At 67.5% G+C, this 24,947-nt stretch carries 24 protein-coding genes; 13 read left to right on the top strand and 11 right to left on the bottom strand.

Annotated elements, in window-relative coordinates:
* Nucleotides 1-10 precede the first annotated feature (10 nt).
* The 4 genes from ABWV53_RS09240 to lptF form a co-directional block, all read right to left on the bottom strand.
* The gene (locus ABWV53_RS09240; protein WP_353365139.1) at nt 11-952 is read right to left on the bottom strand and encodes a CysB family HTH-type transcriptional regulator; all 942 of its coding nucleotides are present in this window, start codon (nt 950-952) and stop codon (nt 11-13) included.
* A gap of 72 nt (nt 953-1,024) precedes the next feature.
* Complete coding sequence (locus ABWV53_RS09235; RefSeq protein ID WP_353365137.1) at nt 1,025-1,414, bottom strand: sirohydrochlorin chelatase; 390 nt, start codon at nt 1,412-1,414, stop codon at nt 1,025-1,027.
* Complete coding sequence (gene lptG, locus ABWV53_RS09230; RefSeq protein ID WP_353365135.1) at nt 1,411-2,559, bottom strand: LPS export ABC transporter permease LptG; 1,149 nt, start codon at nt 2,557-2,559, stop codon at nt 1,411-1,413. The genes ABWV53_RS09235 and lptG overlap by 4 nt, the downstream gene beginning before the upstream one ends.
* On the bottom strand, nt 2,556-3,650 hold the full coding sequence (lptF, locus tag ABWV53_RS09225) for an LPS export ABC transporter permease LptF (RefSeq protein ID WP_353365133.1): 1,095 nt from the start codon (nt 3,648-3,650) through the stop codon (nt 2,556-2,558). The genes lptG and lptF overlap by 4 nt, the downstream gene beginning before the upstream one ends.
* Before the next feature lie 23 nt (nt 3,651-3,673).
* Between lptF and ABWV53_RS09220 the strand changes: the two genes are divergently transcribed.
* The 4 genes from ABWV53_RS09220 to ABWV53_RS09205 all read left to right on the top strand — a co-directional run bounded on the left by ABWV53_RS09220 (nt 3,674) and on the right by ABWV53_RS09205 (nt 7,388).
* A complete protein-coding gene (locus ABWV53_RS09220; RefSeq protein WP_353365131.1) occupies nt 3,674-5,191 on the top strand; it encodes a leucyl aminopeptidase in 1,518 nt (505 codons plus the stop codon).
* A gap of 15 nt (nt 5,192-5,206) precedes the next feature.
* Nucleotides 5,207-5,641 (top strand): DNA polymerase III subunit chi, encoded by a 435-nt coding sequence (locus ABWV53_RS09215; RefSeq protein WP_353365129.1) that lies wholly within the window; start codon nt 5,207-5,209, stop codon nt 5,639-5,641.
* Complete coding sequence (locus ABWV53_RS09210; RefSeq protein ID WP_353365127.1) at nt 5,641-6,123, top strand: hypothetical protein; 483 nt, start codon at nt 5,641-5,643, stop codon at nt 6,121-6,123. Before ABWV53_RS09215 ends, ABWV53_RS09210 begins: the two co-directional genes overlap by 1 nt.
* Nucleotides 6,124-6,260: 137 nt before the next feature.
* The gene (locus ABWV53_RS09205; RefSeq protein WP_353365125.1) at nt 6,261-7,388 is read left to right on the top strand and encodes a branched-chain amino acid ABC transporter substrate-binding protein; all 1,128 of its coding nucleotides are present in this window, start codon (nt 6,261-6,263) and stop codon (nt 7,386-7,388) included.
* Nucleotides 7,389-7,655: 267 nt separating this feature from the next.
* On the opposite strand, the gene ABWV53_RS09200 is transcribed toward ABWV53_RS09205, so the two are convergent.
* The 5 genes from ABWV53_RS09200 to ABWV53_RS09180 form a co-directional block, all read right to left on the bottom strand.
* Complete coding sequence (locus ABWV53_RS09200) at nt 7,656-8,441, bottom strand: peptidylprolyl isomerase (RefSeq protein WP_353365123.1); 786 nt, start codon at nt 8,439-8,441, stop codon at nt 7,656-7,658.
* Nucleotides 8,442-8,506: 65 nt separating this feature from the next.
* A complete protein-coding gene (locus ABWV53_RS09195) occupies nt 8,507-8,746 on the bottom strand; it encodes a BolA family protein (RefSeq protein ID WP_353365121.1) in 240 nt (79 codons plus the stop codon).
* 44 nt (nt 8,747-8,790) lie between these two features.
* Nucleotides 8,791-9,390, bottom strand: coding sequence for a septation protein A (locus ABWV53_RS09190; protein WP_353365119.1), 600 nt, complete (start codon nt 9,388-9,390; stop codon nt 8,791-8,793).
* Between the two features lie 48 nt (nt 9,391-9,438).
* Nucleotides 9,439-9,855: a peptide-methionine (R)-S-oxide reductase MsrB gene (gene msrB / locus ABWV53_RS09185; RefSeq protein WP_353365117.1), complete on the bottom strand. Its 417-nt coding sequence runs from the start codon at nt 9,853-9,855 to the stop codon at nt 9,439-9,441.
* Nucleotides 9,852-11,354, bottom strand: a complete 1,503-nt coding sequence (locus tag ABWV53_RS09180) for a protein adenylyltransferase SelO (protein ID WP_353365115.1) — start codon at nt 11,352-11,354, stop codon at nt 9,852-9,854. Before ABWV53_RS09180 ends, msrB begins: the two co-directional genes overlap by 4 nt.
* A gap of 187 nt (nt 11,355-11,541) precedes the next feature.
* Between ABWV53_RS09180 and ABWV53_RS09175 the strand changes: the two genes are divergently transcribed.
* The 6 genes from ABWV53_RS09175 (at nt 11,542) to ABWV53_RS09150 (ending at nt 18,485) form a co-directional block, all read left to right on the top strand.
* Nucleotides 11,542-13,185, top strand: coding sequence for a 3-(methylthio)propionyl-CoA ligase (locus tag ABWV53_RS09175; RefSeq protein WP_353365113.1), 1,644 nt, complete (start codon nt 11,542-11,544; stop codon nt 13,183-13,185).
* Nucleotides 13,186-13,333: 148 nt separating this feature from the next.
* On the top strand, nt 13,334-14,569 hold the full coding sequence (locus tag ABWV53_RS09170) for a branched-chain amino acid ABC transporter substrate-binding protein (protein ID WP_353365111.1): 1,236 nt from the start codon (nt 13,334-13,336) through the stop codon (nt 14,567-14,569).
* A 76-nt stretch (nt 14,570-14,645) separates the two neighbouring features.
* Nucleotides 14,646-15,599: a branched-chain amino acid ABC transporter permease gene (locus ABWV53_RS09165; RefSeq protein ID WP_353365109.1), complete on the top strand. Its 954-nt coding sequence runs from the start codon at nt 14,646-14,648 to the stop codon at nt 15,597-15,599.
* Between the two features lie 3 nt (nt 15,600-15,602).
* On the top strand, nt 15,603-16,952 hold the full coding sequence (locus ABWV53_RS09160; protein ID WP_353365107.1) for a branched-chain amino acid ABC transporter permease: 1,350 nt from the start codon (nt 15,603-15,605) through the stop codon (nt 16,950-16,952).
* A complete protein-coding gene (locus ABWV53_RS09155; RefSeq protein ID WP_353365105.1) occupies nt 16,953-17,789 on the top strand; it encodes an ABC transporter ATP-binding protein in 837 nt (278 codons plus the stop codon). It abuts the gene before it with no gap.
* Entirely contained in the window at nt 17,790-18,485 is a 696-nt protein-coding gene (locus ABWV53_RS09150; RefSeq protein ID WP_353365103.1) for an ABC transporter ATP-binding protein, read from the top strand.
* A gap of 55 nt (nt 18,486-18,540) precedes the next feature.
* Here the strand turns inward: ABWV53_RS09150 and ABWV53_RS09145 are convergent, their stop codons facing one another.
* Together ABWV53_RS09145 and ABWV53_RS09140 are read right to left on the bottom strand one after the other, a co-directional pair.
* Nucleotides 18,541-19,536: a Bug family tripartite tricarboxylate transporter substrate binding protein gene (locus tag ABWV53_RS09145; RefSeq protein WP_353365101.1), complete on the bottom strand. Its 996-nt coding sequence runs from the start codon at nt 19,534-19,536 to the stop codon at nt 18,541-18,543.
* Nucleotides 19,537-19,580: 44 nt separating this feature from the next.
* Complete coding sequence (locus ABWV53_RS09140; RefSeq protein ID WP_353365099.1) at nt 19,581-20,264, bottom strand: RraA family protein; 684 nt, start codon at nt 20,262-20,264, stop codon at nt 19,581-19,583.
* Between the two features lie 134 nt (nt 20,265-20,398).
* Here ABWV53_RS09140 and ABWV53_RS09135 point away from each other — a divergent pair, with 134 nt between their 5' ends.
* From ABWV53_RS09135 to ABWV53_RS09125, 3 genes are all read left to right on the top strand, one after another.
* Nucleotides 20,399-21,328 (top strand): LysR family transcriptional regulator, encoded by a 930-nt coding sequence (locus tag ABWV53_RS09135; protein ID WP_353365097.1) that lies wholly within the window; start codon nt 20,399-20,401, stop codon nt 21,326-21,328.
* Between the two features lie 147 nt (nt 21,329-21,475).
* Nucleotides 21,476-23,575: a 3-hydroxyacyl-CoA dehydrogenase NAD-binding domain-containing protein gene (locus ABWV53_RS09130; RefSeq protein ID WP_353365095.1), complete on the top strand. Its 2,100-nt coding sequence runs from the start codon at nt 21,476-21,478 to the stop codon at nt 23,573-23,575.
* 47 nt (nt 23,576-23,622) lie between these two features.
* Complete coding sequence (locus ABWV53_RS09125) at nt 23,623-24,798, top strand: acetyl-CoA C-acyltransferase (RefSeq protein WP_353365093.1); 1,176 nt, start codon at nt 23,623-23,625, stop codon at nt 24,796-24,798.
* The last annotated feature ends 149 nt before the right edge of the window (nt 24,799-24,947 follow it).

Genomic DNA, 24,947 nt, shown 5'->3' with positions numbered 1-24,947 from the left:
GGCGGCCGCTTCACAGTTCGTAGTCGTTGACGTGGCCGGTCATGGCGCGGGAAATGAGTTCACGGTTGAGCCGGTCGCTCAGCAGTTCGGCGAACTTGTAGACGAAGTTGCGCAGGTAGGCGCCGCGCTTGAAGGCCACGCGGGCCACGCTCTGGCCGAAGAGATGGCCCACGGGGCGCACCACCAGGTCGTTCAGCGGGTCGTCGCGCATCGCCATCTCGGCCACGATGCCCACGCCCAGTCCCAGCCGCACATAGGTCTTGATCACGTCGGAGTCGATGGCCTCCAGCACGATGCGCGGCTGGAGCTTGCGCGCGGCGAAGGCCTGGTCGATCTTGCCCCGGCCGGTGAACGAAGGGTGGTAGGTGATGAGCGACTCGTGCGCGATGTCGTCCAGGCCGATGCGTTCCTTCTGCGCCAGCGGGTGGTGGGTGGGGATGACCAGTACGTGCTGCCATTCGTAGCAGGGCAGGGTCACCAGGTCGGGGTAGTCGGCGAGCGACTCGGTGGCCATGCCGATTTCGGCCACCTCGTCGATCACCATGCGCGCCACCTCGTGCGGTGTGGCCTGGTGCAGGCTGATGTTGACCTTGGGGTAGGCCTCGCGCAGCTTGGCCACCGGCACGGGCAACACGTAGCGGGCCTGCGTGTGGGTGGTGGCGATGCTGAGCGTGCCGCTGTCCTGCGCGCTGAATTGCTCGCCGATGCGCTTCAGGTTGCCCACCTCCCGCATGATCAGCTCGATGCTTTTCAGCACGTGCTGGCCCGGTTCGGTGATGCGCTTGAGCCGCTTGCCGTGGCGCGCGAAGATGTCCACGCCCAGCTCGTCCTCCAGTTCGATGATGGCCTTGGAGACACCGGGCTGCGAGGTGTGTAGCGCCTTGGCGGCCTCGGTCAGGTTCAGGTTCCGGCGGGCGGCTTCCTGAACGAAGCGGAACTGGTGCAGGTTCATATCTGATTGCGGCTAAGAAGTCGCAACATTATGCTGCAGACTTCTAAGCTGAACGGATGGGGGCGACCGTTTTCAGGCAAACGGCGTCGCGGCGATCTCGGCCATCAGGGCCGTCATGCGCTCGTCTTCGCCGATCGCCTGCTGCACGTGGAACTGCACCTGGGGGTGGTCGTCGCGCAGCGCCTGCACCAGGACGGGCAGGTCTTCCCGCGCATGCCGGCCGGTGCCGAGGAACATGGGCACGATGGTGATGCGGCGCACGCCCGCCTGCGCCATGCGCGCCACGGTGGTCGGCAGGTCGGGCTCGCTGAGTTCCAGGTAGGCGCACGCCACGGCGAGCGCGGGCCTCTCCGCCGCGATGCGGGCGGCGACTGCCTCCATGGGCTGGCTCCAGAGCGGGTCGCGCGAGCCATGGGCGAACAGCACGACGCCGTCGCGGGAAGAAGAATCGATGGAAGTCATCGCCTGAGCACCAGCCAGCCGAACGCGCCGAGTGAGAGAAGGGAATAGATCAGCCCCGGCGCCGCCGCCGTGAGCCACGGAGACCAGTTCTGCAGGTTGCCGGCATAGCCGAACACGTTATTGAGCAGGAAGAAGCTGATGCCGGCCATCACCCCGCCGAAGACGTAGCCGGCGATACCGCCCGAGCGGAAGTGCAGGTAGGCGAAGGGCAGCGACAGCACCACCATCACCAAGCAGCTCAAGGGGTAGAACACCTTGCGCCAGAACTCGATCTCGTACTTCTGCGCCGACTGGCCGTTGGCCTCGAGGTGACGGATGTACTGGAACAGGTCGATGGTCGCCATCTTGTCGGGCTTGAGCAGCGAGGCCGCCACCATGTCGGTGCTGATGCGCGTCGGCCACCGGTAGTCCGGTGCCTGCAGCCGTTCCACGCGAGGCGCCGCGGCGCCCCCGCCGGCCATGGAGGTGAGCGCGCCGGGCGACGCGCTGCCGTGGTGAAAGACGCTGCGGCGCACGCCCTCCAGGTTCCAGCCCTCGCCGTCGGGCGCGAATTCGCCCCGTTCCGCCTGCACGGTGGCGGCGATGCGGCCCTGCGCGTCGAATTCGAACACCCGCACGCCCCGCATGTGGCCGTTGGGGTCGAGCGCCCGCACGTTCACCGCCACCGAATGGTCGCCCTGGCGTTCCTTCAACCAGGCGCCGGTGGCGCCCGCGCTGATCTGACCCGTGCGGCGGGCCTTCACCAGTTGCGCGGCCCGGTCGCTGAGCGGCGCCAGGTAGTCGCCCACGGCGAAGGTGACGATGACGAACGCGCAGCCCAGCACCAGCAGCGTGCGCAGGGCCCGCCAGGGCCCCAGGCCGCTGGTGCGCATGATGGTGAATTCCGAGCTCTGCGCGAGGCGGGCCATCACGAAGATGGTGCCGATCAGCACGGTGATGGGCAGCAGCTCGTAGAGGTGGGCGGGCAGGCTGAGCGCGACGTATAGCAGTGCGTAGGAGAGGGTGTAGCCGGCTTCGCTGGCGCGGCCCACCCAGCGCAGTTCGTCCACCATGTCGAAGAAGAAGAACAGCGCCAGGAAGGCGAGGGTGACGAAGGCCACGCCGGTGGCGGCCTCGCGGTAGATGAGTCGGCGGATGGTTTTCATGGGCGACGGCGTCCGGCCAGCAGCATGCGCAGGGACCAGTGGTTGTGGCGCCAGGCCAGCAGGGCGACGCCGAAGGCCAGCGTGCCGCCGTGCAGCATCAGCATGAAAGGCCCGACGTCCAGGCGCCCGACGGCCACCCAGCTCTGGCCGACGGTCATGAGGTTGTAGTAGGTGATGAAGGCGAAGAGCGCGAACAGCATGCTGCCGCTGCGCCCGGCCCGCGGGTTGACCACGGCGATCGCCAGGCCGAGCACGACGAAGTTGAGCGCGGCCAGCGCAAGGCCCAGGCGCCAGCCCAGTTCCGCCATGTTGACGGGCGTGGGCTCCTTGATCAGGTCCAGCGTGTCCTGCGTCTTGACGGCGGCATCGTCCGACGAGCGGGACGACGCGGAGCCGATCCGCGTGCCGTATTCCTCGAAATCGCTGACCTTGATGGAAGGCTTGTCGAGTGTGTTCTCGAGCCGCTGGCCGTCGCTCAGCAGCACGAGGCGCTCGTTGTTGCGCACCTCGAGGCGCGCGCTGCGCGCGGAGGTGACCGTCTCGCGGTTGTGCTCGTTCGTCGCGATGAACACGTTGGAGGCCTCGCCCGCGTCGGACGTGGCGCGGTCGATGAAGAAGACGCGCGAGCCGTTCGCCGATTCCTGGAATTCACCCGGCGCGACGCGGTCGATGTCGCTGCGCTGCTCGTACTGGGCGCGCAGCTCCTGCACCTGCCGGTTGGCCCAGGGCCAGATGGCCAGAGACAGGGCCGCCACCACCACCATCACCGGCCAGGCGAAGCGCAGCAGCGGCTTGAGCAGGCTGAGCAGCCCCCGTCCGCTGGCGAACCAGATCACCATTTCGCTGTCGCGGTACATGCGCGAGAGCGTGCTGACCGTGGCCACGAACAGGCTGAGCGTCAGGATGGTGGACAACTGCCCCAGCACCGTGAAGCCCATCACCAGCATGACGTCGGAGGGGTTGACGCTGCCGCGGGCGGCCTGGCCCAGCGTGCGGATCAGCATCATCGTCATGACCACGGTGACCAGCACCACCAGCGTGGCCCCGAAGCTGCGTGCCAGCTCCTTGCGGATGGATGAATCGAATAACATGGGCTCGAAGGAAAACGCCGATTATGAACTTCGATCTGAAGACCCTGCCCCTGTCCACCGCCGCTGCCGAGAAGTGCGACCTGTTGGTCGTGCTCGTCCCCGAAGGCTTCAAGCCGGCCTCCGATGCCCTGTCCACCCTGGTCGCCCATGCGCTCAAGCAGGCCGACCTGGAAACCAAGCCAGGCAAGCACCTGTCGCTCTATCAGGCGCCCGCCGTGGCCGCCCGCCGGCTGGTGCTGGCCGGGGCCGGCAACGGCAGCCCGCGCCACGTGCGCCAGGCGCTGCAGGGCTGCGCCGCCGCGCTGAAGACGCCCCAGGTCAAGCGTGCGGCCATCGTCTTCGCCGGGGCCGCCCAGCCCGACGCCGTGGGCGCCGCCGTGATGGCGCTGGCGGACGCCAGCTACGCCTACACGGCCACCAAGTCCAAGGCCGAGCCCCGCATGCTCGGCCGCGTGACGGTGGGCGTGCCGGACGCGGCCGCCGTGCGCGAGGCGTTCGTGCGTGGCACCGGCGTGGCCGCCGGCGTGGAGTTCGCCCGGGAGTGGGCCAACCGCCCGGCTAACCATGCCACCCCGACCCTGCTCGCGGACGCCGCCAAGGCGCTGGCCAAGGCGTCCAACATGCAGTGCAAGGTGCACGGCCCGGCCGAGGTGGCCCGCCTGGGCATGGGCTCGTTTATGGCCGTGGCGCGGGGCTCCGAGGAGCCGCTGCGGTTCATCGAGCTGCACTACAGCGGCGCCGGCAAGGGCGTGGCCCCGGTCGTGCTGGTGGGCAAGGGCATCACCTTCGACACGGGCGGCATCTCGATCAAGCCGGCGGCCGAGATGGACGAGATGAAGTTCGACATGGGCGGCGCGGCCAGCGTGCTGGGCGTGTTCAAGGCGCTGGCCGAACTCAAGCCCGCGATCAACGTCGTGGGGCTCATCCCGGCCTGCGAGAACATGCCCGACGGCCGCGCCGTCAAGCCGGGCGACGTGGTCACCACCATGAACGGGCTGACGGTGGAAGTGCTCAACACCGACGCCGAGGGCCGGCTGGTGCTGTGCGACGCGCTCACCTACGCGGCGCGCTTCAAGCCGGCGGCCCTGGTCGACATCGCCACCCTGACCGGTGCCTGCGTGGTGGCCCTGGGCGGCTTGCGCAGCGGCCTCTTCGCCACCGACGAGGCCCTGGCTCGCCAGCTGGAGCAGGCCGGGGATGCGGCGCTCGACCCCTGCTGGCGCATGCCGCTGGACGACGAATACGCCGACAGCCTGAAGAGCAATTTCGCCGATCTGGGCAACGTGGGCGGCCGCGCCGGCGGCGCCATCACCGCCGCCAAGTTCCTGCAGCGCTTCGTCGGCGACACGCCCTGGGCGCATCTGGACATCGCGGGCACGGCCTGGAAGGGCGGGGCGGCCAAGGGCGGCACGGGGCGGCCCGTCGGCCTGCTGGTGCACTACCTGCTGGACGTGGCGCGCACGCCCGCCGTGGCCCCAAAGGCCGCGGGCCGGCGCACCGCAACGGCGGGCAGCAAGCCCGTGCGCGCTGCCGCTCGTTGAGACCGGCGGCGGGCCATGACCGAGATCGCCTTCCACTTCAATGCGCCCGACAAGCTGGCCTACGCCTGCCGGTTCGCCCGCAAGGTGAGCCGGGGCGATGCGCGGCTCGTGATCACCGGGCCCGACGAGGTGCTCGACCCGCTGGACCGCATGCTGTGGGCCATGGGCGCGACCGACTTCGTGGCGCACTGCCGCGACGACGCCGACGAAGACACGCAGCGCGCATCGCCGGTGCTGCTGGCGCGCGATGCGGGCACCGCGCCGCACAGCGACGTGCTGCTGAACATGGGGGCCGTGGTGCCGCCTGCGTTCAGCCGGTTCTCCAGGCTGATCGAGGTGGTGAGCAGCATCGACGGGCAGGACCGCCAGGCAGCCCGGGACCGCTGGCGCCACTACGCCGCCCGGGGCTACCAGATCGTGCGGCACGACCTCGTGCTGAAAGGCGCGTGATGACCATCCCCCCGCAGCCGCCCAAGGGCCCTCCCAGATTCGTGCCGACGCTCACCGAAGTGGTGCGCATCGACCCGGCCGCCGGGCCGGACGCAGCGCTGCCGGCCGCGCATCCGCAACCCGCTGCCCCGCCGGCCTCCTGGAATGCCGCCCCGGGCCTTGCGGCGCCCGCTGTGCCGGTGCCGGCTCCATGGCAGCAACCTGCGGCCGCTGCCTTCGCGCCGCCACCGGGGGCCGCGCCACAGCCTGCATCCGCCAGCGCCTTGCCGGCCGGCATCGAGGAGTACATCGTCCACCGCGTGATGCAGCGCGTGGACGTGGTGCTGGACCAGCGCCTGCGCGAGGCCATTGCCACGGTGGTGCAGGAGCAGACCCGCTCGATGGTGCCGCGCCTGCGCGAGGAGGTCGAATCGGTGGTGCGGCATGCGGTCTACGAGGCGGTGGCCGAGGAACTTTCGGCCGATGCCGCCGCGCCGCGCTGAGTTGACAGGGTAAATCCTGCCGATTTGCATCATCCTTTCGCGTGTTCCCTAGTGATCTGGCCCGTAAATTGCGATATGTTCGCCTGCGTTGGGACACAACCATATTTCTCAGCGCCTACCCCTTAATGGAGATCCATATGCAATTGAAGTTGAAACTGACCGTCGCCGCTGCTATCGCTGCGGTCGCCGGAATGGCCACCGCCCAAGAAGTGGTGAAAATTGGCCACGTCGGCCCGGTTTCTGGTGCGCAGGCCCACTACGGCAAAGACAACGAAAACGGCGCTCGCATGGCCGTCGAGGAACTGAATGCCCAGGGCGTGACCATCGGTGGCAAGAAGGTCAAGTTTGAACTCCAGGCGGAAGACGATGCCGCCGATCCGAAGCAGGGCACCGCCGCTGCGCAGAAGCTCTGCGACGCCAAGGTCGCCGGTGTGGTCGGTCACCTGAATTCGGGCACCACCATCCCCGCATCCAAGGTGTACAACGACTGCGGCATTCCGCACGTCACCGGCGCGGCCACCAACCCCAACCTGACCAAGCCTGGCTACAAGACCACGTTCCGCATCATCGCCAACGACAACGCGCTGGGCGCAGGCCTGGCCGCTTACGCTGCCGACACGCTGAAGCTCAAGAACGTCGCCATCATCGATGACCGTACCGCTTACGGCCAGGGCGTCGCGTCGGTGTTCAAGAAGATCGCTGCCGAAAAGGGCATCAAGATCGTCGACGAGCAGTTCACGACCGACAAGGCCACCGACTTCATGGCCATCCTGACGGCCATCAAGGCCAAGAACCCCGACGGCGTGTTCTACGGCGGCATGGACCCACAGGCCGGCCCGATGCTGCGCCAGATGGAACAGCTGGGCATGGCCAACGTGAAGTACTTCGGCGGCGACGGCATCTGCACGGCAGAAATCGCCCGCCTGGCTGCCGGCGCCAAGACGCTGGAGAACGTGGTCTGCGCCGAAGGCGGCGCATCGCTGGCCAAGATGCCTGGCGGCACGGCCTGGAAGGCCAAGTACGACGCCAAGTACCCCAACCAGTTCCAGGTGTACAGCCCCTACACCTATGACGCCACCATGCTGCTGGTGGACGCCATGAAGCGCGCTGGTTCGTGGGATCCGAAGGTCTACATTCCCGAGCTGGCCAAGTCCAACTTCAAGGGCGTGACCGCGAACATCGCCTTCGAACCCAACGGCGAAATGAAGAACCCCGCTATCACCCTGTACGTGTACAAGGACGGCAAGAAGTCGCCTCTGAACTGACGACGCCTGCTGCCTGGCCGGTCCCGGACCGGCCAGGCATGCACCCGACCCGGCCGGACGCCATGTCCCGCCGGGTTTTTTTATGGCTGGGCGGGGGAGGTGACGAGGGGATGCGAAGGCAACGGTCGCAGCACGCGTGCGATCCGCCGGTCGCTCGCGGCTTCGAGGCAGGACGAAAAAAAGCGGCCATGTGGCCGCTCTTTTCCAAGGTGCACCCGAAGGTGCGCGCCACACCGCTCCTGAAGGGCAGCAGGCAGGCGAAGGGGATTACTCTACCTTGGCCTTGGTGCGCAGTTCTTCCTGGAACTTCATCAGCTTTTGCTGCTGCATCTGCTGGGCGATCTGCGCCTTGACTTCTTCCAGCTTCGGCAGCTGGGCTTCGCGCACGTCGTCCAGGCGGATCACGTGCCAGCCGAACTGGCTCTTGACCGGGGTCTGCGTCATCTGGCCCTTGTTCAGCTTGACCAGTGCCTCGGTGAATTCAGGCACGTAGGTGCTGGCGTTGGCCCAGTCCAGATCGCCGCCACGGGCGCCGGATCCAGGGTCCTTCGACTGCTTCTTGGCGATGTCGGCGAACTTGGCGCCCTTCTTGATGGAAGCGATGATGGCCTTGGCCTCGTCTTCCTTCTCCACCAGGATGTGGCTGGCCTTGTATTCCTTGCCGGTGTTGGCGGCGACGTACTTGTCGTACTCGGCCTTGATCTCCGCATCGGAGACGGGATTGTTCTTCTGGAAGTCTTCGAACAGCTGGCGGATCAGGATCGTCTGGCGGGCGATTTCCATGTTCGCCTTGAACTCGGGCGAGCCTTCCAGGCCGCGCTTTTGCGCTTCCTGCATGAAGATCTCGCGGGCGATGACCTCTTCCTTGATCTGGCCTTCGACTTCGGGCGTCACGGGACGGCCCGAGCGCTCGACCTGCTGCCTCAGCGCGTCGGCGCGTTCCTTGGGAACGGCCTTGCCGTTCACCACGGCGATGTTTTGCGCAGAGACCGGCAGAACCACCGTGCCCAGCAGAGCTGCGGCCACGAGGCCTGACAAGAGCTTTTTCTTCATTCGCTTATCCACAAAAAGGAAGTTGGTCGCGGCGCTTGTGGCCGCCAGCCCGAGAAGGGGGCAGATCAGACAATTTCAATGGCGATGGCGTGGGCGCCCTGGTCAATGAAAAGCCGCAGCGCATCATACACAAGGCGATGCTGCGCCACCCGTGTACGGCCCGTAAAGAAAGGTGACGCGATGCGCACCCGGAAGTGGGTGCCGAAACCGGTGCCGTTGGCGCCCACATGGCCCGCATGGGCGGCGCTTTCGTCCAGCACCTGCAGGTGCGTGGGCGTCAATGCCTGCGCCAGGCAGGCGTGCATGGCCTCGGCCGTGATGGGCAGCGGGGCGCCAGGCTCGGGCCCGCTCATGGCTGCGCGTCCTTCGGTGCGGCGGCCCCCGTGTGCGCGGCATCGCTCGCGGTGCCCGCTTCGCCCTCCGTCTCTTTCAGGAAGCGGCTGATGTAGAAGGCCTGCGCCACGACGAACACCACCATCAGGCCCATGCCGCCGAAGAGCTTGAAGTTGACCCAGGTATCGGTGTCGAAGGTGTAGGCCACCCACAGGTTGACGAGCCCCATGGCCGCGAAGAACCCCGCCCAGCTCCACTGGAGCGTGCGCCAGGCGGTGTCGGGCAGCTGCATCTGCGCGCCCATCACCGAACGGATGAGGTTCTTGCGAAACAGCAGCTGGCCCAGGATCAGCGCCGCGCCCATCAGCCAGTACAGCACCGTGGGCTTCCACTTGATGAAGGTCTCGCTGTGCGAGAGCAGCGTGGCGCCGCCGAAGACCACGATCACGCCCAGGCTGACCCACTGCATCGGTTCGACCTTGCCGTGGCGCATGCGCAGGTAGGCGATCTGCACCACCGAGGCCGCGATGGTGACGGCCGTCGCGGTGAAGATGCCCCAGACCTTGAAGGCCACGAAGAACAGGATGATGGGGAAGAAGTCGATCAGCAGTTTCATGAAAGGCGGAAGCGTTGGTTCGGTGCCGGTGCGCGCTGCGATGGGCCCTCAGCGAGCCTCTGGCGGCTCGAAGTCGAGCGACGCCGAATTCATGCAGTAGCGCAGGCCGGTGGGCGCCGGGCCGTCCTCGAAGACGTGGCCCAGGTGCGCCCCGCATTGTGCACAAACGGTTTCGGTGCGCACCATGCCATGGCTGCGGTCCACGATTTCCTCGATGGCGCCCGGCACGGCCTGCGAGAAGCTGGGCCAGCCGCAGCCGGCGTCGAACTTGGTGTCCGAGTCGAACAGCTTGGCGCCGCAGCACACGCAGTGGTAGCTGCCGTCGGCCCAGTGGGCTTCGTACTTGCCGGTGAAGGGCCGCTCGGTCGCCGCGTGGCGGGTGACCTGGAAGGCGGCGGGCTCGGCGCCCTTGTCTTTCAGCAGGGCTTGCCATTCGGCGTCGGATTTTTCGATGGAGAAGGTCATGATGAGCAGCTGATCTCGATGGTGGAGGCCCAGTCGGGCGGGAAGTCCGCCCAGTGGGCGTCCTGCGAGGCGTGTTCTTCACATGGGCGCTCCAGCAGCGCCTGCAAGGTGTGCAGCACCGTGAAGTCGCCGCGGGTGGCCGCGCGGATGGCTTCTTCGCCCAGGTGGTTGCGCAGCACGAACTTGGGATTGGTCTTGAGCATCAAATCGGCCGCCAGCGCTTGATCCTCGAGCGCATTGCGCTCTTGAAATGATAGCAACCAGCGATTCCAGCCCGTCCGGTCGAGGAACAGGTCGCCCACGGCCTCGTAGTCGCCGCCCGCACGCGCCTGCGACAGGCGCCGCCAGAAGATGGTCCAGTCCACGCCGCCCTGCGCCAGCAGCTGCAGCAGCCCGTCGATGAGCGCCGCGTCGCCGTCGCCCGCGCCCGGCTGCAGCAGGCCCAGCTTCTCGCGCATGCGGGCGATGAAGCGGGCAGGAAACACCGCCTTGTACGACTCCAGCGCCGCCTGCGCATGCGCCGTGTCGCCGATCAGCGGCATCAGCGCCTGTCCCAGGCAAAAGAGGTTCCAGTACGCCACGTTCGGCTGCCGGTTGAAGGCGTAGCGGCCCTGGTGGTCGCTGTGGTTGCAGATGTGGCCGGGCACGAACGCGTCGAGGAACTGGAACGGGCCGTAGTCGATGGTCAACCCGAGGATGCTCATGTTGTCCGTGTTCATCACGCCGTGGCAGAAACCCACCGCCTGCCACTGCGCCAGCAGCGCGGCCGTGCGCTCGCTCACCGCCTGCAGCAGCGCCGCGTAGGCGTTGCCGCCGAGGTGGGCCGTGGCATCGGTACCGCGGCAGTCGGGGTAGTAGCGGTCGATGACGTAGTCGGCCAGCTGGCGCAGCTCGGCCTGCCGGCCCTGGGTGGCGAAATGCTCGAAATGCCCGAACCGGATGAAGCTCGGCGCCAAGCGCGTGACCACCGCCGCCGTCTCCGCTTCTTCCCGGTACACCGGCGCGGGCGAGCCGGTGAGGCTGAGCGCACGGGTGGTGGGCACGCCCAGCGCGTGCATCGCCTCGCTGCAGAGGAACTCGCGGATCGACGAACGCAGCACTGCCCGCCCGTCGCCGCCGCGCGAATAGGGAGTGCGGCCGGCGCCCTTGAGCTGCACTTCGATGCCGCCCTCGGTTTCGCCCAGCAGGATGGCGCGCCCGTCGCCCAATTGCCCCGCCCACACGCCGAACTGGTGGCCGCTGTAGACCGAGGCGAGCGGCCGCATGCCTGCCAGCGCGGCGTTGCCGCTGAACACCTGGAGCGCGGTGCCCGAGGCCAGCCATTCGGGCGACACGCCCAGCCACCGGCCGGCATCGGCGCTGGTGGCGATCGCGTAGGGTGCGGGCAGCGGCGTGGGCTGCAGCTCGGTGAAGAACGCGGGGCCCAGGTCCGCGAAACCATTGCGCCAGACCAGGCCCGAGCGCGGTGGGGCCTCGTCAATCGAGAGGGTGAAAGGCATGGCCCGATTGTCTCGCAGGGGTGATCTCCAGCCCGCGGCAGGGACTTCGGGCGCGCCCTTGTCCGCTGCGCGACAGCGTGGACGCATGGCCGCCGCCGGGTGGGGCCTGCCCCTGCCCGCAGGCTGCAAAGCGCACGGTAGGATGCCCGTCGTCACAACGATCCCCCCCATCCAAGGAGACACCGACATGCTGGGACTGATGCAGAACCAACCGTTGCTGGTTTCGACATTGATCGAGTTCGCCGAGCGCCACCACGGCGACGCCGAGATCGTGTCGCGCCGCGTGGAAGGCGACATCCACCGCACCACCTACCGCGCCCTCTCGGCGCGCGCCAAGCAACTGGCGAACGCGCTGGACGGGCTGGGCCTGCAGGCGGGCGACCGCGTGGCGAGCCTGGCGTGGAACGGCTACCGGCACCTGGAGATGTACTTCGGCGTCAGCGGCTCCGAGCGCGTGATGCACACCATCAACCCGCGCCTGCACCCCGACCAGATCGCCTGGATCGTCAACCACGCCGAGGACCAGGTGCTGTGCTTCGACCTGACCTTTCTGCCGCTGGTGCAGGCGGTGCATGCCCGCTGCCCCACGGTGCGCCACTGGGTCGCGCTGTGCGATGCGGACCGGCTGCCGCAGGACAGCGGCGTGCCGGGCCTGGTCAGCTACGAAGCGCTGATCGGCGGCGCGTCGCCCGACTACGCCTGGCCCCGCTTCGACGAGAACACGGCCTGCGGCATGTGCTACACCAGCGGCACCACGGGCAACCCCAAGGCGGCGCTCTACAGCCACCGCTCCAGCACGCTGCACGCCTACGCGGCCGCGCTGCCCGACGTCATGTGCCTGTCGGCGCGCGACGCGGTGCTGCCGGTGGTGCCCATGTTCCACGTCAACGCCTGGGGCATTCCGTATTCCGCGCCGCTCACGGGCTGCAAGCTGGTGTTTCCGGGCCCGGCGCTCGATGGCAAGTCGGTCTATGAGCTGATCGAAGCCGAGGGCGTGACCTTCGCGGCCGGCGTGCCCACCGTGTGGCAGATGCTGCTGGGCCACATGAAGGCCGGCGGCTTGCGGTTCTCCACACTCAACCGCACGGTGATCGGCGGCTCGGCGTGCCCGCCCGCGATGATCCAGACCTTCCAGGACGACTACGGCGTGCGCGTGCTGCACGCCTGGGGCATGACCGAGATGAGCCCGCTGGGCACGCTGACCACGCTCAAGAACAAGCACCTGGGCCTGCCCAAGAAGGCGCAGATGGAGATCCTGCGCAAGCAGGGCCGCGCCATCTTCGGCGTCGACATGAAGATCGTGGACGGCAACGGCCGCGAGCTGCCCTGGGACGGCAAGACCTATGGCGACCTGCTGGTCAAGGGGCCGTGGATCGTCGCCGGCTATTTCAAGAGCGAGGGCGGCGACCCACTGGTGCCCGACGAGCACGGCATCGGCTGGTTCCCGACCGGCGACGTGGCCACCATCGACGAAGACGGCTTCATGCAGATCACCGACCGCAGCAAGGACGTGATCAAGTCGGGCGGCGAGTGGATCAGCTCCATCGACATCGAGAACATCGCCATGGGCCACCCCGCCGTGGCCATGGCCGCCTGCGTGGGCATGCCGCACCCCAAGTGGGACGAGCGGCCCATCGTGGCCGTGGTGCGCAAGCCCGGCGCCGAGGTCACGCGCGAGGAGCTGCTGCAGTTCTACGAAGGCAAGACCGCCAAGTGGCAGATCCCGGACGACGTGGTGTTCGTCGAGGCCATCCCCATCGGCGCCACCGGCAAGATGCTCAAGACCCGGCTGCGCGAGCAGCTCCAGGGCTATCGCCTGCCGGGCGTTTGACGGCTGCGGCGGGCCCGCCGCCGCCGTCCGCCGCCCGTAGTCGCTTGGGCGATAGCGGCTACGGGCATTCCCTGAAACGAACCCTGGCCCTTGCCGATACGCTGCATCGTGTTGACAACCCGTTGACCTCAAAAAAAGGAGACAGACCATGGGCTTCGCTATCAAGGCAATAGCAGCATCCGTCCTGTTGGCGAGCGCTGGCGGCGCATTCGCCCAAAAGGGTGAGACCGTCAAGATCGCCTGGCTGGACCCCCTGTCCGGCCTGATGGCGGCGGTCGGCACCAACCAGTTGAAGAGCTTCCAGTTCATCGCCGACGAGTTCAGCAAGAAGAACGCCTCGGGCGTGAAGTTCGAGATCATCGGTATCGACAACAAGCTGAGCCCGCAGGAGACCACCAGCGCGCTGCGCTCCGCGATGGACCAGGGTGCCCGTTACGTGGTGCAGGGCAACGGCTCGGGCCCGGCGCTGGCCATCATGGACGCGCTGGAAAAGCACAACGCCCGCAACCCGGGCAAGGAGGTCGTCTTCCTCAACTACGCGGCGGTGGACCCGGACCTCACCAACAGCAAGTGCAGCTACTGGCACTTCCGGCTCGACGCCGACACGTCGATGAAGATGGAAGCCATGACCACCTTCATCAAGGACGTGCCCGAGGTCAAGAAGGTCTACCTGATCAACCAGAACTATTCGCACGGCCAGCAGGTGGCCAAGTACGCCAAGGAAAACCTGGCGCGCAAGCGCCCCGACGTGCAGATCGTGGGCGACGACCTGCACCCGCTGGCGCAGGTGCGCGACTTCGCGCCCTACATCGCCAAGATCAAGCAGTCGGGCGCCGACACGGTGATCACCGGCAACTGGGGTTCCGACCTGGCGCTGCTCATCAAGGCGGCCAACGACGCGGGCCTGAACAACGTCAACTTCTACACCTATTACGGCGGCGTCACCGGCAGCCCCACGGCCATGGGCGCGGCGTCTGCGGGCCGGGTGTACATGGTGTCGTACAACCACCTGAACCTGCCGGGCGACATCGGCCGCATCGTCAAGGACTACAAGGCCAAGTTCAACGACGACATGTACACCGGCGCCGTCTACCATGCGTTCGCCATCCTGGACAACAGCTTCGTCAAGGCCAGGTCCACCGACCCCGTGAAGGTGGCCGCCGTGATGGAAGGCATGAAGTTCAACAGCTTCAACGGCGAGGTGGAGATGCGCAAGAGCGACCACCAGCTGCAGCAGGGCCTCTTCGTGTCGAAGTGGGAAAAGGCCGGCGGCAAGTACCCCAACGACGCCGAGAACACGGGCTACACCTTCGTGCCGGTGAAGTACTACGAGCCCTACGTCGCCAGCACGCCCACCTCGTGCCAGATGAAGCGGCCGTCCTGACGCGGCACACGCGTCCAGCCGTTCGGGGCCCGACTCGCTTCGGGCCTTTTTTTCACCCCAGCCTCCGACCTCTCCGATGAACCTTGAGTTTTTCGCCATCTCGTTGCTGAACGGCGTGAGCTACGGCTTGCTGCTGTTCATGTTGAGTTCGGGGCTGACGCTGATCTTCAGCATGATGGGCGTGCTCAACTTCGCCCACACCAGCTTCTACATGCTGGGCGCCTACCTGGCCTATTCGATCTCGGGCGTGATCGGCTTCTGGCCGGCGCTCGTCATCTCGCCGCTGCTGATCGGCGCCATGGGCGCGGCCTTCGAGCGCTTCGCGCTGCGGCGCGTGCACAAGTTCGGCCACGTGCCCGAATTGCTGGTCACGTTCGGCCTGTCCTACCTCATCCTGGAGGTGGTGCAGCTCATCTGGGGCCGCTCCACCGTGCCCTACGCCTTGCCCAGCCAGCTGCAGGGGCCGCTCTTCACGCTCTACGGCACGCAGTTCCCCAAGTCGCGCTCCTTCATCATGCTGGTGGCGCTGCTGATGCTCGTGTCGGTGTGGCTGCTGCTGACCCGCACCCGCATCGGCCTTGTCATCCAGGCGGCGCTGAAGCACCCGGACATGGTCGAGGCGCTGGGCCACAACGTGCCGCGCGTCTTCATGCTGGTGTTCGGCGGCGGCTGTGCGCTGGCGGGCCTGGCCGGCGTGATCGGCGGCAATACCTACATCACCGAGCCGGCCATGGCGGCATCGGTAGGCTCCATCATCTTCGTGGTGGTGGTGGTGGGCGGCATGGGCTCGCTGGCGGGGGCGTTCATCGCCTCGCTGCTCATCGGCCTGGTGCAGACCTTCGCCGTGGCGCTCGACTACTCGCTGGTGCATGCCTTCGCCCGCTTCGGGGTGCAGGTGACCGAGCAGACCTTCGGCTGGCCGGTGCTCAAGCTCACCATCTCGCAGATCGCCCCGATCCTTCCGTACCTCTTCCTGGTGCTGATCCTGATCTTCCGGCCCAAGGGCCTGCTGGGTACCCGGGAGGACTGACGCATGAGCCAAAACCCATCCTCTTCCTCGCCATCGACCAGCCCCGGGACCGCGCCTGCCGCCGTGCGATACCACCGCTTCAGGCCGCTCAACGTGGGCCGCTTCGTCGTCTGGACCGCCTTCGCGCTGGCGCTGATCGCCGCGCCCTGGGTCTTCACCAGCAGCCTGGCGCTGACCATGCTGGCGCAGGTCGGCTATCTCATCATCATCTGCCTGTCATACAACATCCTGCTCGGGCAGGGCGGCATGCTGAGCTTCGGCCACGCGGTGTACACGGGGCTGGGCTCGTTCATCGCCATCCATGCCATGAACCTGGCCGGCAAGGGCGCGCTGCCGATCCCGCTGGTGTTCATTCCGCTGGTGGGCGGCCTGGCCGGGCTCTTCTTCGCGGTGCTGCTGGGCTTCGTCACCACCAAGAAATCGGGCACCACCTTCGCCATGATCACGCTGGGCATCGGCGAGCTGGTGGCTTCGATGGCGCTGATGTTCCCCGAGTTCTTCGGTGGCGAAGGCGGCATCACCACCGACCGGGTGTACGGCAAGTCGTTCTTCGGCATCAGCTTCGGCCCGGCCATCCAGGTGTATTACCTGATCGCGGTGTACTGCTTCATCTGCACGGCGCTGATGTTCGCGTTCACCGGCACGCCGCTCGGCCGCATCCTGAACGCGGTGCGCGACAACCCCGAACGGGTGGAGTTCATCGGCTACAACACCCAGCGCGTGCGCTACTACGCCTTCATCATCGCGGGCTTCTTCGCCGGCGTGGGCGGGGGGCTGGCCGCCATCAACTTCGAGATCGTCACGGCGGCCGACAGCGTGAGCGTGGTGCGCTCGGGCGGCTACCTGCTGTTCACCTTCCTCGGCGGCGCCACCTTCTTCTTCGGCCCCATCATCGGCGCCGTGCTGCTGGTGCTGGCCTCGGTGCTGCTGTCCGAGCTGTCGAAGGCGTGGCTGCTCTACCTGGGCCTGGCCTTCCTCTTCATGGTGATGTATGCGCCGGGCGGCATCGCCAGCCTCATCATGATGAACCTGCGGCTGGCGCGCTTCGGCAAGCTCAAGCAGCTGCTGCCGTCCTATCTGGCGCTCACCGCCACCGCGCTGGTCGCGCTGCTGGGCGCCGCTGCCATGGTCGAGATGACCTATCACCTGCAGCTCAACGCCGCGCTCGGCCCGAAGCTGCCCTTCATGGGCGTCACGCTCGATGCGCGGGCCTTCGGCACCTGGGCGGGGGCGGGGCTGCTGTTCGCCATCGGCATCGGCCTCTTCGAGGTATGCCGACGCCGCTTCGTGCGCCGCTGGAGCGTGATCCAGGAGGAAATCGAACATGCCGTCAAGCGCGGGGAGGGCGCCTGAATGAACCGCGACGACCTGACCGTGACCGCCACTACACCCGTGAAGACACCTGCGACCACGCCCGCGGCCACCCCGGCGCTCGAATTGCGCGACCTGCGCAAGAGCTTCGGCAAGACCGAGATCATCCGGGGCGCCAACCTGTCCGTGGCGCCGGGCGAGCGCGTGGCCATCATCGGCCCCAACGGCGCGGGCAAGTCCACGCTGTTCAACCTCATCAGCGGGCGCTTTGGCGCCACCAGCGGCGAGGTGCTGCTGAACGGCCAGCGCATCGACGGCAAGGCGCCGTATGAGATCAACCGCATGGGGCTGTCGCGCAGCTTCCAGATCACCAACATCTTCCCCAAGCTCAGCGTGTTCGAGAACCTGCGCTGCGGCGTGCTGTGGAGCCTGGGCTACCGCTACACCTTCCTTAAGTTCCTCTCGCGGCTCCATGATGCGAACGAGCGGGCCGAGCAGCTCATGCAGCAGATCCGCCTGGACAAGAAGCGCGACACGCTGGCGATGAACCTGACCTACGCCGAGCAGCGCGCCCTGGAGATCGGCATCACCATCGCTGGCGGCGCCAACGTCATCCTGCTGGACGAGCCCACCGCCGGCATGAGCAAGAGCGAGACCACGCGCTTCATCCACCTCATCAAGGAAGTGACCGTGGGCCGCACGCTGCTGACCGTGGAGCACGACATGGGGGTGGTCTTCGGCCTGGCCGACAAGATCGCCGTGGTGGTCTATGGCGAGGTGATCGCCTACGACACTCCCGAAGCCGTGCGGGCCAACCCCCGGGTCCAGGAGGCCTACCTCGGCTCCGTCATCGCCGCGCAGCAGGAAGGGGGCCACTGAATGCTTCACATCGATCAACTGCACGCGTATTACGGCAAGAGCCACGTGCTGCATGGCGTCTCGTTCGACGTGCAGCCCGGCGAGATTGTCGCGCTGCTGGGCCGCAACGGCTCGGGCCGCTCGACCACCGCCAAGGCCATCATGGGACTTGTGCACTGGGAAGGGGGCCTGGCCTGGAAGGGCGAAAGCCTGCAGGGGCGCAAGGCGTACGAGATCGCCCACCGGGGCATCGGCTATGTGCCCGAGAGCCGCGACATCTTCCCGAATCTGACCGTGCACCAGAACCTGCTGCTCGGCCAGAAGGGCAACGGCCGCGGCAGCCGCTGGAGCTTCGACGACATGTACGAGATGTTCCCGCGCCTGAAGGAGCGCCAGCACACCGAGGCCGGCGTCATGTCGGGCGGCGAGCAGCAGATGCTCACCCTGTGCCGCACGCTGATGGGCGACCCGGAGCTCATCATCATCGACGAGCCCACCGAGGGCCTGGCGCCCAAGATCGTGGAGCTGGTGGCCGAGTACCTGGTGAAGATCAAGTCGCGCGGCGTGTCGGTGCTGCTCATCGAGCAAAAGCTCACCATCGCCATGACCATCTCCGACCGGGCGCTGGTGATGGGGCACGGCAGCATCGTGTTCGAGGGCACGCCGGGCGACCTGCGCGCCAACACCTACGTGCGCAAGGAGTGGCTGGAGGTGTGAAGGCAGGCACGCGGGGGCGGTGCCCCACCGCCCGCCCGCCGGCCCCGCGGCCGCGTCACTCCAGCTTGGCGCCCGAGTCCTTCACGATGGCCTGGTAGCGCGCCACCTCGCTGGCGGCGAACGCCTGGAACTGCTCGGGCGTGCCCGGGTTGGTTTCCGCGCCGAATTCCTGCAGATGCCGCGCCACCGCCGGCTGCTGCAGGATCTTGTTGATCTCGCGGTTGAGCCGCTGGGTGATGTCTTTCGGCAGGCCGGCCGGCGCCATGACACCGTACCAGGCCGACGCCTGGATGCCCCCGGGCACGCCGGCTTCCTCGAAGGTTGGCACCTCCGGCAGGGCGGCCATGCGCTTTTTCGACGCGACCGCCAGCGCCCGCAGCGTGCCGCCCTGCACGTGGGGCAGCGAGCCGGTGTCCAGCATCATGTCCAGGTGCCCGGCCATGAGGTCGCTGGCCGCCGGCCCGCTGCCCTTGTAGGGAACGTGCGTCATCTGCAGTTGCGTGGCGCGAACGAGCATCGAGCCGGCCAGATGCTGCGACGAGCCATTGCCCGCCGAGCCATACGACAGCTTGCCCGGCTGGGCGCGCGCCGCCGCCAGCAGCTCGGCCAGCGTCTTGTAGGGCGATGCGGCGCGCACCACCAGCACGTTGGGTACCGAGGCCACGAAGGCCACCGGCGTGAAGTCCTTCGCCGGGTCGAAGGGTAGCTTGCTGTAGAGATGCGGATTCACGGCGTTGGTGGAGCTGGTCGCCATGATCAGCGTGTAGCCGTCGGCCTTTTCGCGCACGAACTGCCCCGTGCCGATGTTGCCGCCGGCGCCGGGGCGGTTGTCCACGATCACGGACTGGCCCAGCGCCTGCCCCAGCGGCACCGCCAGCACCCGGGCGATGGCGTCCGTCGCGCCGCCCGGCGCCCACGGCACGACCAGCCGGATCGGGCGCTCGCCCGGATAGTCGGCCGCGTGGGCGGTCAGCGTGGGCGCCAGCGAAGCCAGCAGCGCACAGGCCAGGGCGGTACGTCGGGAAAGAAGAGGGGGTTGGTGAAAGGGCATCTGATGTCTCCGGTGATTGTTGGAATGGAGGGAGTGCGGCGGCGTCACGGCCGGGGTGTATCGGCCAGGCCCGCCGGCACCAGCACCTTGTCGAGCCAGGATTGCTGCACCTGGCCGTTCGCGATCTCGGCCTTCACGGCCGTTTCGTGCGCGGCCGTGCGCAGCGCGGCCTGCAGGAGCGCCGGCGCCTCGGCCGCAGGGAAGCTGACCACGCCGTCTTCGTCGCCCACCAGCAGGTCGCCCGGCAGCACGACCTGGCCTGCGACCGTGACCGGCACGTTGATGGCGCCCGGCCCGAGCTTGTAGGGACCACGGTGGCTCACGCCACGGGCATAGCAGGGGAAGTCCGCTGCCTCGAAGGCGGCGGTGTCGCGGACCGCACCGTCGATCACGAAGCCCGCGCAGCCGCGTTGCTGGGCGTAGAGCAGGATGAGTTCGCCCACCAGCGCATTGGTGGTGTCGCCGCCGCCGTCCACCACCAGCACGTGGCCCGGCCGCATCATGGTGAGCGCCTTGTAGATCAGCAGGTTGTCGCCGGGGCGCACCTTCACGGTGATCGCCGTGCCGACGAGCCGGGCACGCGAATGGATGCGCCGCAGGTTGCACAGGCCCGACAGGCGCTGCAGGTTGTCGCTGAGGTGCGAGACGGCGATGTCGCGAAACGACTCCGCCAGCGGGCTGGGCTCGGGCGCGGCAAGGACGGTGTACGGGCAGGGGATTGCGCTCATCGGTGAATCTGGGTGCGGGGAAGGAACGAGCGCGATTGTTCGATGCCTTGCAGTTGAAGAAAAGCGATATTTATCGATGGTTTTCGATATCGAAGATTGATACATTGACCGGGTTAACCACCACCCGTTCGCCCATGTTTTCTTTCAAGCAACTCGAGGCGCTGTACTGGATCGACCGGGCGGGCAGCTTCGCCGGCGCCGCCCAGCGGCTCAATACCTCGCAGGCGGCGATTTCCAAGCGCATCCAGGAGCTGGAGTCGGTGCTGTCCGCCGACATCTTCGACCGCAGCCAGCGGCAGGCCCGGTTGACCGAGAAGGGCGAAGAGGTGCTGCAGGCCGCCGTGCGGCTGCTGGAGCAGCGCGATCAGGCGCTGGAGGCGCTCACCCGGCCGGAAGCGATGACCCGGCGGCTGCGCATTGGCGTGACCGAGCTCACCGCCATGACCTGGCTGCCCCGCCTGCTGCAGCGCGTGCGTGCCGAGTACCCGCGGGTCGCCATCCTGCCCGACGTGGATTCAGGCCTGCACCTGCGCGACAAGCTGCTGGCCGACGACATCGACGTGGCCATCGCCCCGCAGGCATTGGACGAGCCCCGCTTCACCACCCGCTCGCTCGGGCCGGTCCCGTTCGCCTGGATGTGCCAGCCGGGCGCGCTGCCCGCGGACCGGCTGGTGGCGGCGCATGAGCTGGCGGGGCAGACCATCCTGGTGCAGGGCCCGAAGTCGGTGCTGGGCGAGGTGGTGGAGCGCTGGCTGCGCAGCCAGCAGGTGCACTGCGCGCGCTCCATCTCGACCGACAGCGTGTTGCCGCTGATCGGGCTGACGGTGGCCGGCATGGGCGTGAGCTACCTGCCCCGCGATTGCCTGGCCACCTGGATCGACACGGGCGCGCTGCAGACCTTCCGCACCGCCATGCCGGCGCCGGAGGTGCAGTACGCAGTGTCCTGGAGGGCGGAGCGCCGGAGCGTGCTGGTGTCGTCGGTGAGCGAGATCGCCCGGGAATGCTGCGACTTTTCGAGCATGTTCCAGCGGTCGGCCCAGGATGCCGTCGCCGGTCGCGCCTGACGGTGCTCGCGCTTCTGTCCGGTCTGGGACAGACCTGTCTTTGCCGTGCCATCCACCGCCCCTAGAATGGAAAAGCACGATCGTTCGATTCGTCGCCCAGCGCGGCGCCCCGTTTGCCACCCTTTCACATCCGAGGAACTCCAGAGCATGACCGCTGCCTACGAAGTCCACGGCGACATCGCCGTGATCACGCTGAACAACCCGCCCGTCAACGGGCTGGGCCATGCCACCCGCAAGGGCATCACCGACGGGCTGGAGCGTGCCAACGCTGATGCCGCCGTGAAGGCCATCGTCATCACCGGCGCGGGCGGCGCGTTCTCGGGCGGGGCCGACATCAAGGAGTTCGGCACCGACAAGGCGCTGCAGGAGCCCAACCTGCTGTCGGTCATCAGCACCGTGGAGAATTCGGCCAAGCCGGTGGTCGCGGCCATCCACACCGTGTGCATGGGCGGCGGACTTGAGCTGGCGCTGGGCTGCCACTACCGCATCGCCGCGCCCGGCTGCAACGTGGCGCTGCCGGAGGTAAAGCTCGGCCTCCTGCCCGGCGCCGGCGGCACGCAGCGGCTGCCCCGCGTGGTGGGCGTGGAGCCGGCCCTCAACATGATCGTGAGCGGCGAGCCGGTCAAGAGCGAGCTGATCGGCTCCATCCCCGGCCAGAAGCTGTTCGACAAGATGGCCGCCTCGCCCGAGTCACTGGCCGAGGAGGCCCTGGCCTTCGCCCGCAGCGTGGCCGATTCCCGGCCGCTGCCGCTGGTGCGCAACCTGCCCTGCAAGCACCCCGAGGGCGATGCGTACTTCCAGTTCGCGCGCAACATGGTCAAGGGCATGGCCAAGAATTTGCCCGCGCCCGCCAAGTGCGTGGATGCGGTCGAGGCCGCTACCAAGCGCAAGTTCGCCGACGGCATGGCCTATGAGCGCGAACTGTTCATCAACCTGATGTGGACGCCCGAGTCGCGCGCGCTTCGCCACATCTTCTTCTCCGAGCGCGCGGCCAGCAAGATTCCGGACGTGCCGTCCGACACGCCGCAGCGCGCCATCAAAACGGTGGGCGTGATCGGCGCGGGCACCATGGGCGGCGGCATCGCCATGAACTTCCTGAACGCCGGCATTCCGGTGACGATCCTGGAAACGAAGCAGGAAGCGCTCGACCGTGGCACCGCCACCATCCGCAAGAACTACGAATCGCAGGTCAAGAAGGGCAAGCTCAAGGAAGACAAGTACCAGCAGCGCATGGGCCTGCTGCAGACCACGCTGAGCTATGAAGATCTGAAGGACGCCGATCTCATCATCGAGGCCGTCTTCGAGGAAATGGGCGTCAAGGAAGCGGTCTTCAAGCAGCTCGACGCCGTGGCCAAGCCCGGCGCCATCCTGGCCTCCAACACCTCCACGCTGGACGTGGACCAGATCGCCTCGTTCACGAAGCGCCCGCAGGATGTGGTGGGCATGCATTTCTTCAGCCCCGCCAACGTGATGCGCCTGCTGGAAGTGGTGCGCGGCAAGGAGACCGCCAAGGAAGTGCTGGCCACGGTCATGGCGATTGCCAAGAAGATCAAGAAGACGGCGGTCGTATCCGGCGTGTGCGATGGCTTCATCGGCAACCGCATGATCGAGCGCTACAGCCAGCAGGCCGGCTTCCTGCTGGACGAAGGCGCCACACCGCAACAGGTGGACCGCGCCATCGAGAAGTTCGGCTTCGCCATGGGCCCGTTCCGCATGGGCGACCTGGCGGGCAACGACATCGGCTGGGCGATCCGCAAGCGGCGCGCCGTCGAGCGTCCGGACATGAAGTACAGCCGCACGGCCGACAGGCTCTGCGAGCTGGGCCGCTTCGGCCAGAAGACCGGCGCTGGCTGGTACGACTACCAGGCCGGCAAGCGCGACGCCATTCCGAGCGAGCTGGTGAACAAGATGGTCGAAGACCACCGCAAGGAACTGGGCGTCACGCCGCGCAAGATCAGCGACGAAGAGATCGTGCAGCGGCTGGTGTTCGCGCTGGTAAACGAAGGCGCGAAGATCCTGGACGAAGGCATCGCCAGCAAGGCAGGCGACATCGACATGGTGTACCTCACCGGCTATGGCTTCCCGATCCACCGCGGCGGCCCCATGCACTACGCGAGCGAGCTGGGCCTCTTCAACGTCGAGCAGGCCATGAAGCGCTTCGCCAAGAACCCGCTGGACGACGCCGCCGCCTGGGAGCCCGCGCCGCTGCTCTCGCGCCTGGCCGCAGAAGGCAGGGCCTTCGCCTGAGCACGGCGTCTTCGCCGCTCCCGCTGACCGAACAAGGAATCTTGCACATGACCTCCGCAGTGATCGTCTCCACCGCCCGCACCCCGCTCGCCAAGAGCTGGAAGGGCTCGTTCAACATGACCCACGGCGCCACCCTGGGCGGCCATGCCGTGCAGCACGCCGTGCAGCGCGCCGGCATCGACGGCGCAGAAGTCGATGACGTCATCATGGGCTGCGCCACGCCCGAAGGCGCCACCGGCAGCAACATCGCCCGCCAGATCGCGCTGAAGGCGGGCCTGCCCGTCACCACCTCGGGCATGACCATCAACCGCTTCTGCTCCTCGGGCCTGCAGACCATCGCCACCGCCGCGCAGCGCATCATCGCGGGCGAGGGCGACGTGTATGTGGCCGGCGGCGTGGAAAGCATCTCCTGCGTGCAGCAGGAAATGAACCTGCACATGATCCGCGACCTGGCACTGGAAAAGCAGAAGCCCGAGATCTACTGGAACATGCTGCAGACGGCCGAACAGGTCGCCAAGCGCTACGGCATCGGCCGCGAAGCGATGGACGAATACGGCGCCGCCAGCCAGCAGAAGGCCTGCGCCGCACAGGCCGCCGGCCTGTTCGACGCCGAGATCGCGCCCATCACCGTCACCGCCGGCATCGCCGACAAGACGATGGGCCTGATCACGAAACAGGTCACCGTCTCCAAGGATGAAGGTACGCGCGAAGGCACGACGGTGGAGGCCATTCGCGGCCTGCGCTCGGCCCTGCCGGGTGGCCTGGTTTCGGCCGGCAACGCCAGCCAGTTCAGCGACGGCGCGGGTGCCTGCGTGGTGGTGAGCGAAGCCTACGCCGGCAAGCACGGCCTCAAGCCCCTGGGCCGCTTCCTGGGCTTCGCCGTGGCCGGCTGCGAGCCCGACGAGATGGGCATCGGCCCCGTCTTCGCCGTGCCCAAGGTGCTGAAGAAGCTGGGCCTCTCGGTGCAGGACATCGACCTCTGGGAGCTGAACGAGGCCTTCGCCGTGCAGGTCATCTACTGCCGCGACAAGCTGGGCATTCCGGCCGACCGCCTGAACGTCAACGGCGGCGCCATCGCCCTGGGCCACCCCTACGGCGTGAGCGGCCAGCGCCTGACGGGCCATGCGCTCATCGAAGGCAAGCGGCGCGGTGCCAAGCGCGTCTGCGTCACGATGTGCATCGGCGGCGGCATGGGGGCTGCGGGCATCTTCGAAGTGCTTTGAGCGCCGGCCTGCACGCCGAACGCCCGTCGATGAGCCCTGTGCGAGCCCCGCGCGCGCACGGGGCTTTTTGCATGGAGCCGCGCTCCGCACGCAACCCGCGAACACGTCACGCAGCGGACATGCCGCACGCCACCCACTCCCCATAATTT

Origin of the sequence: Acidovorax sp. FG27, from assembly GCF_040365715.1 — a bacterium.
Classification (GTDB): Bacteria; Pseudomonadota; Gammaproteobacteria; order Burkholderiales; family Burkholderiaceae_C; genus Paracidovorax.
This window is presented reverse-complemented; position numbering and strand designations above follow the sequence as displayed.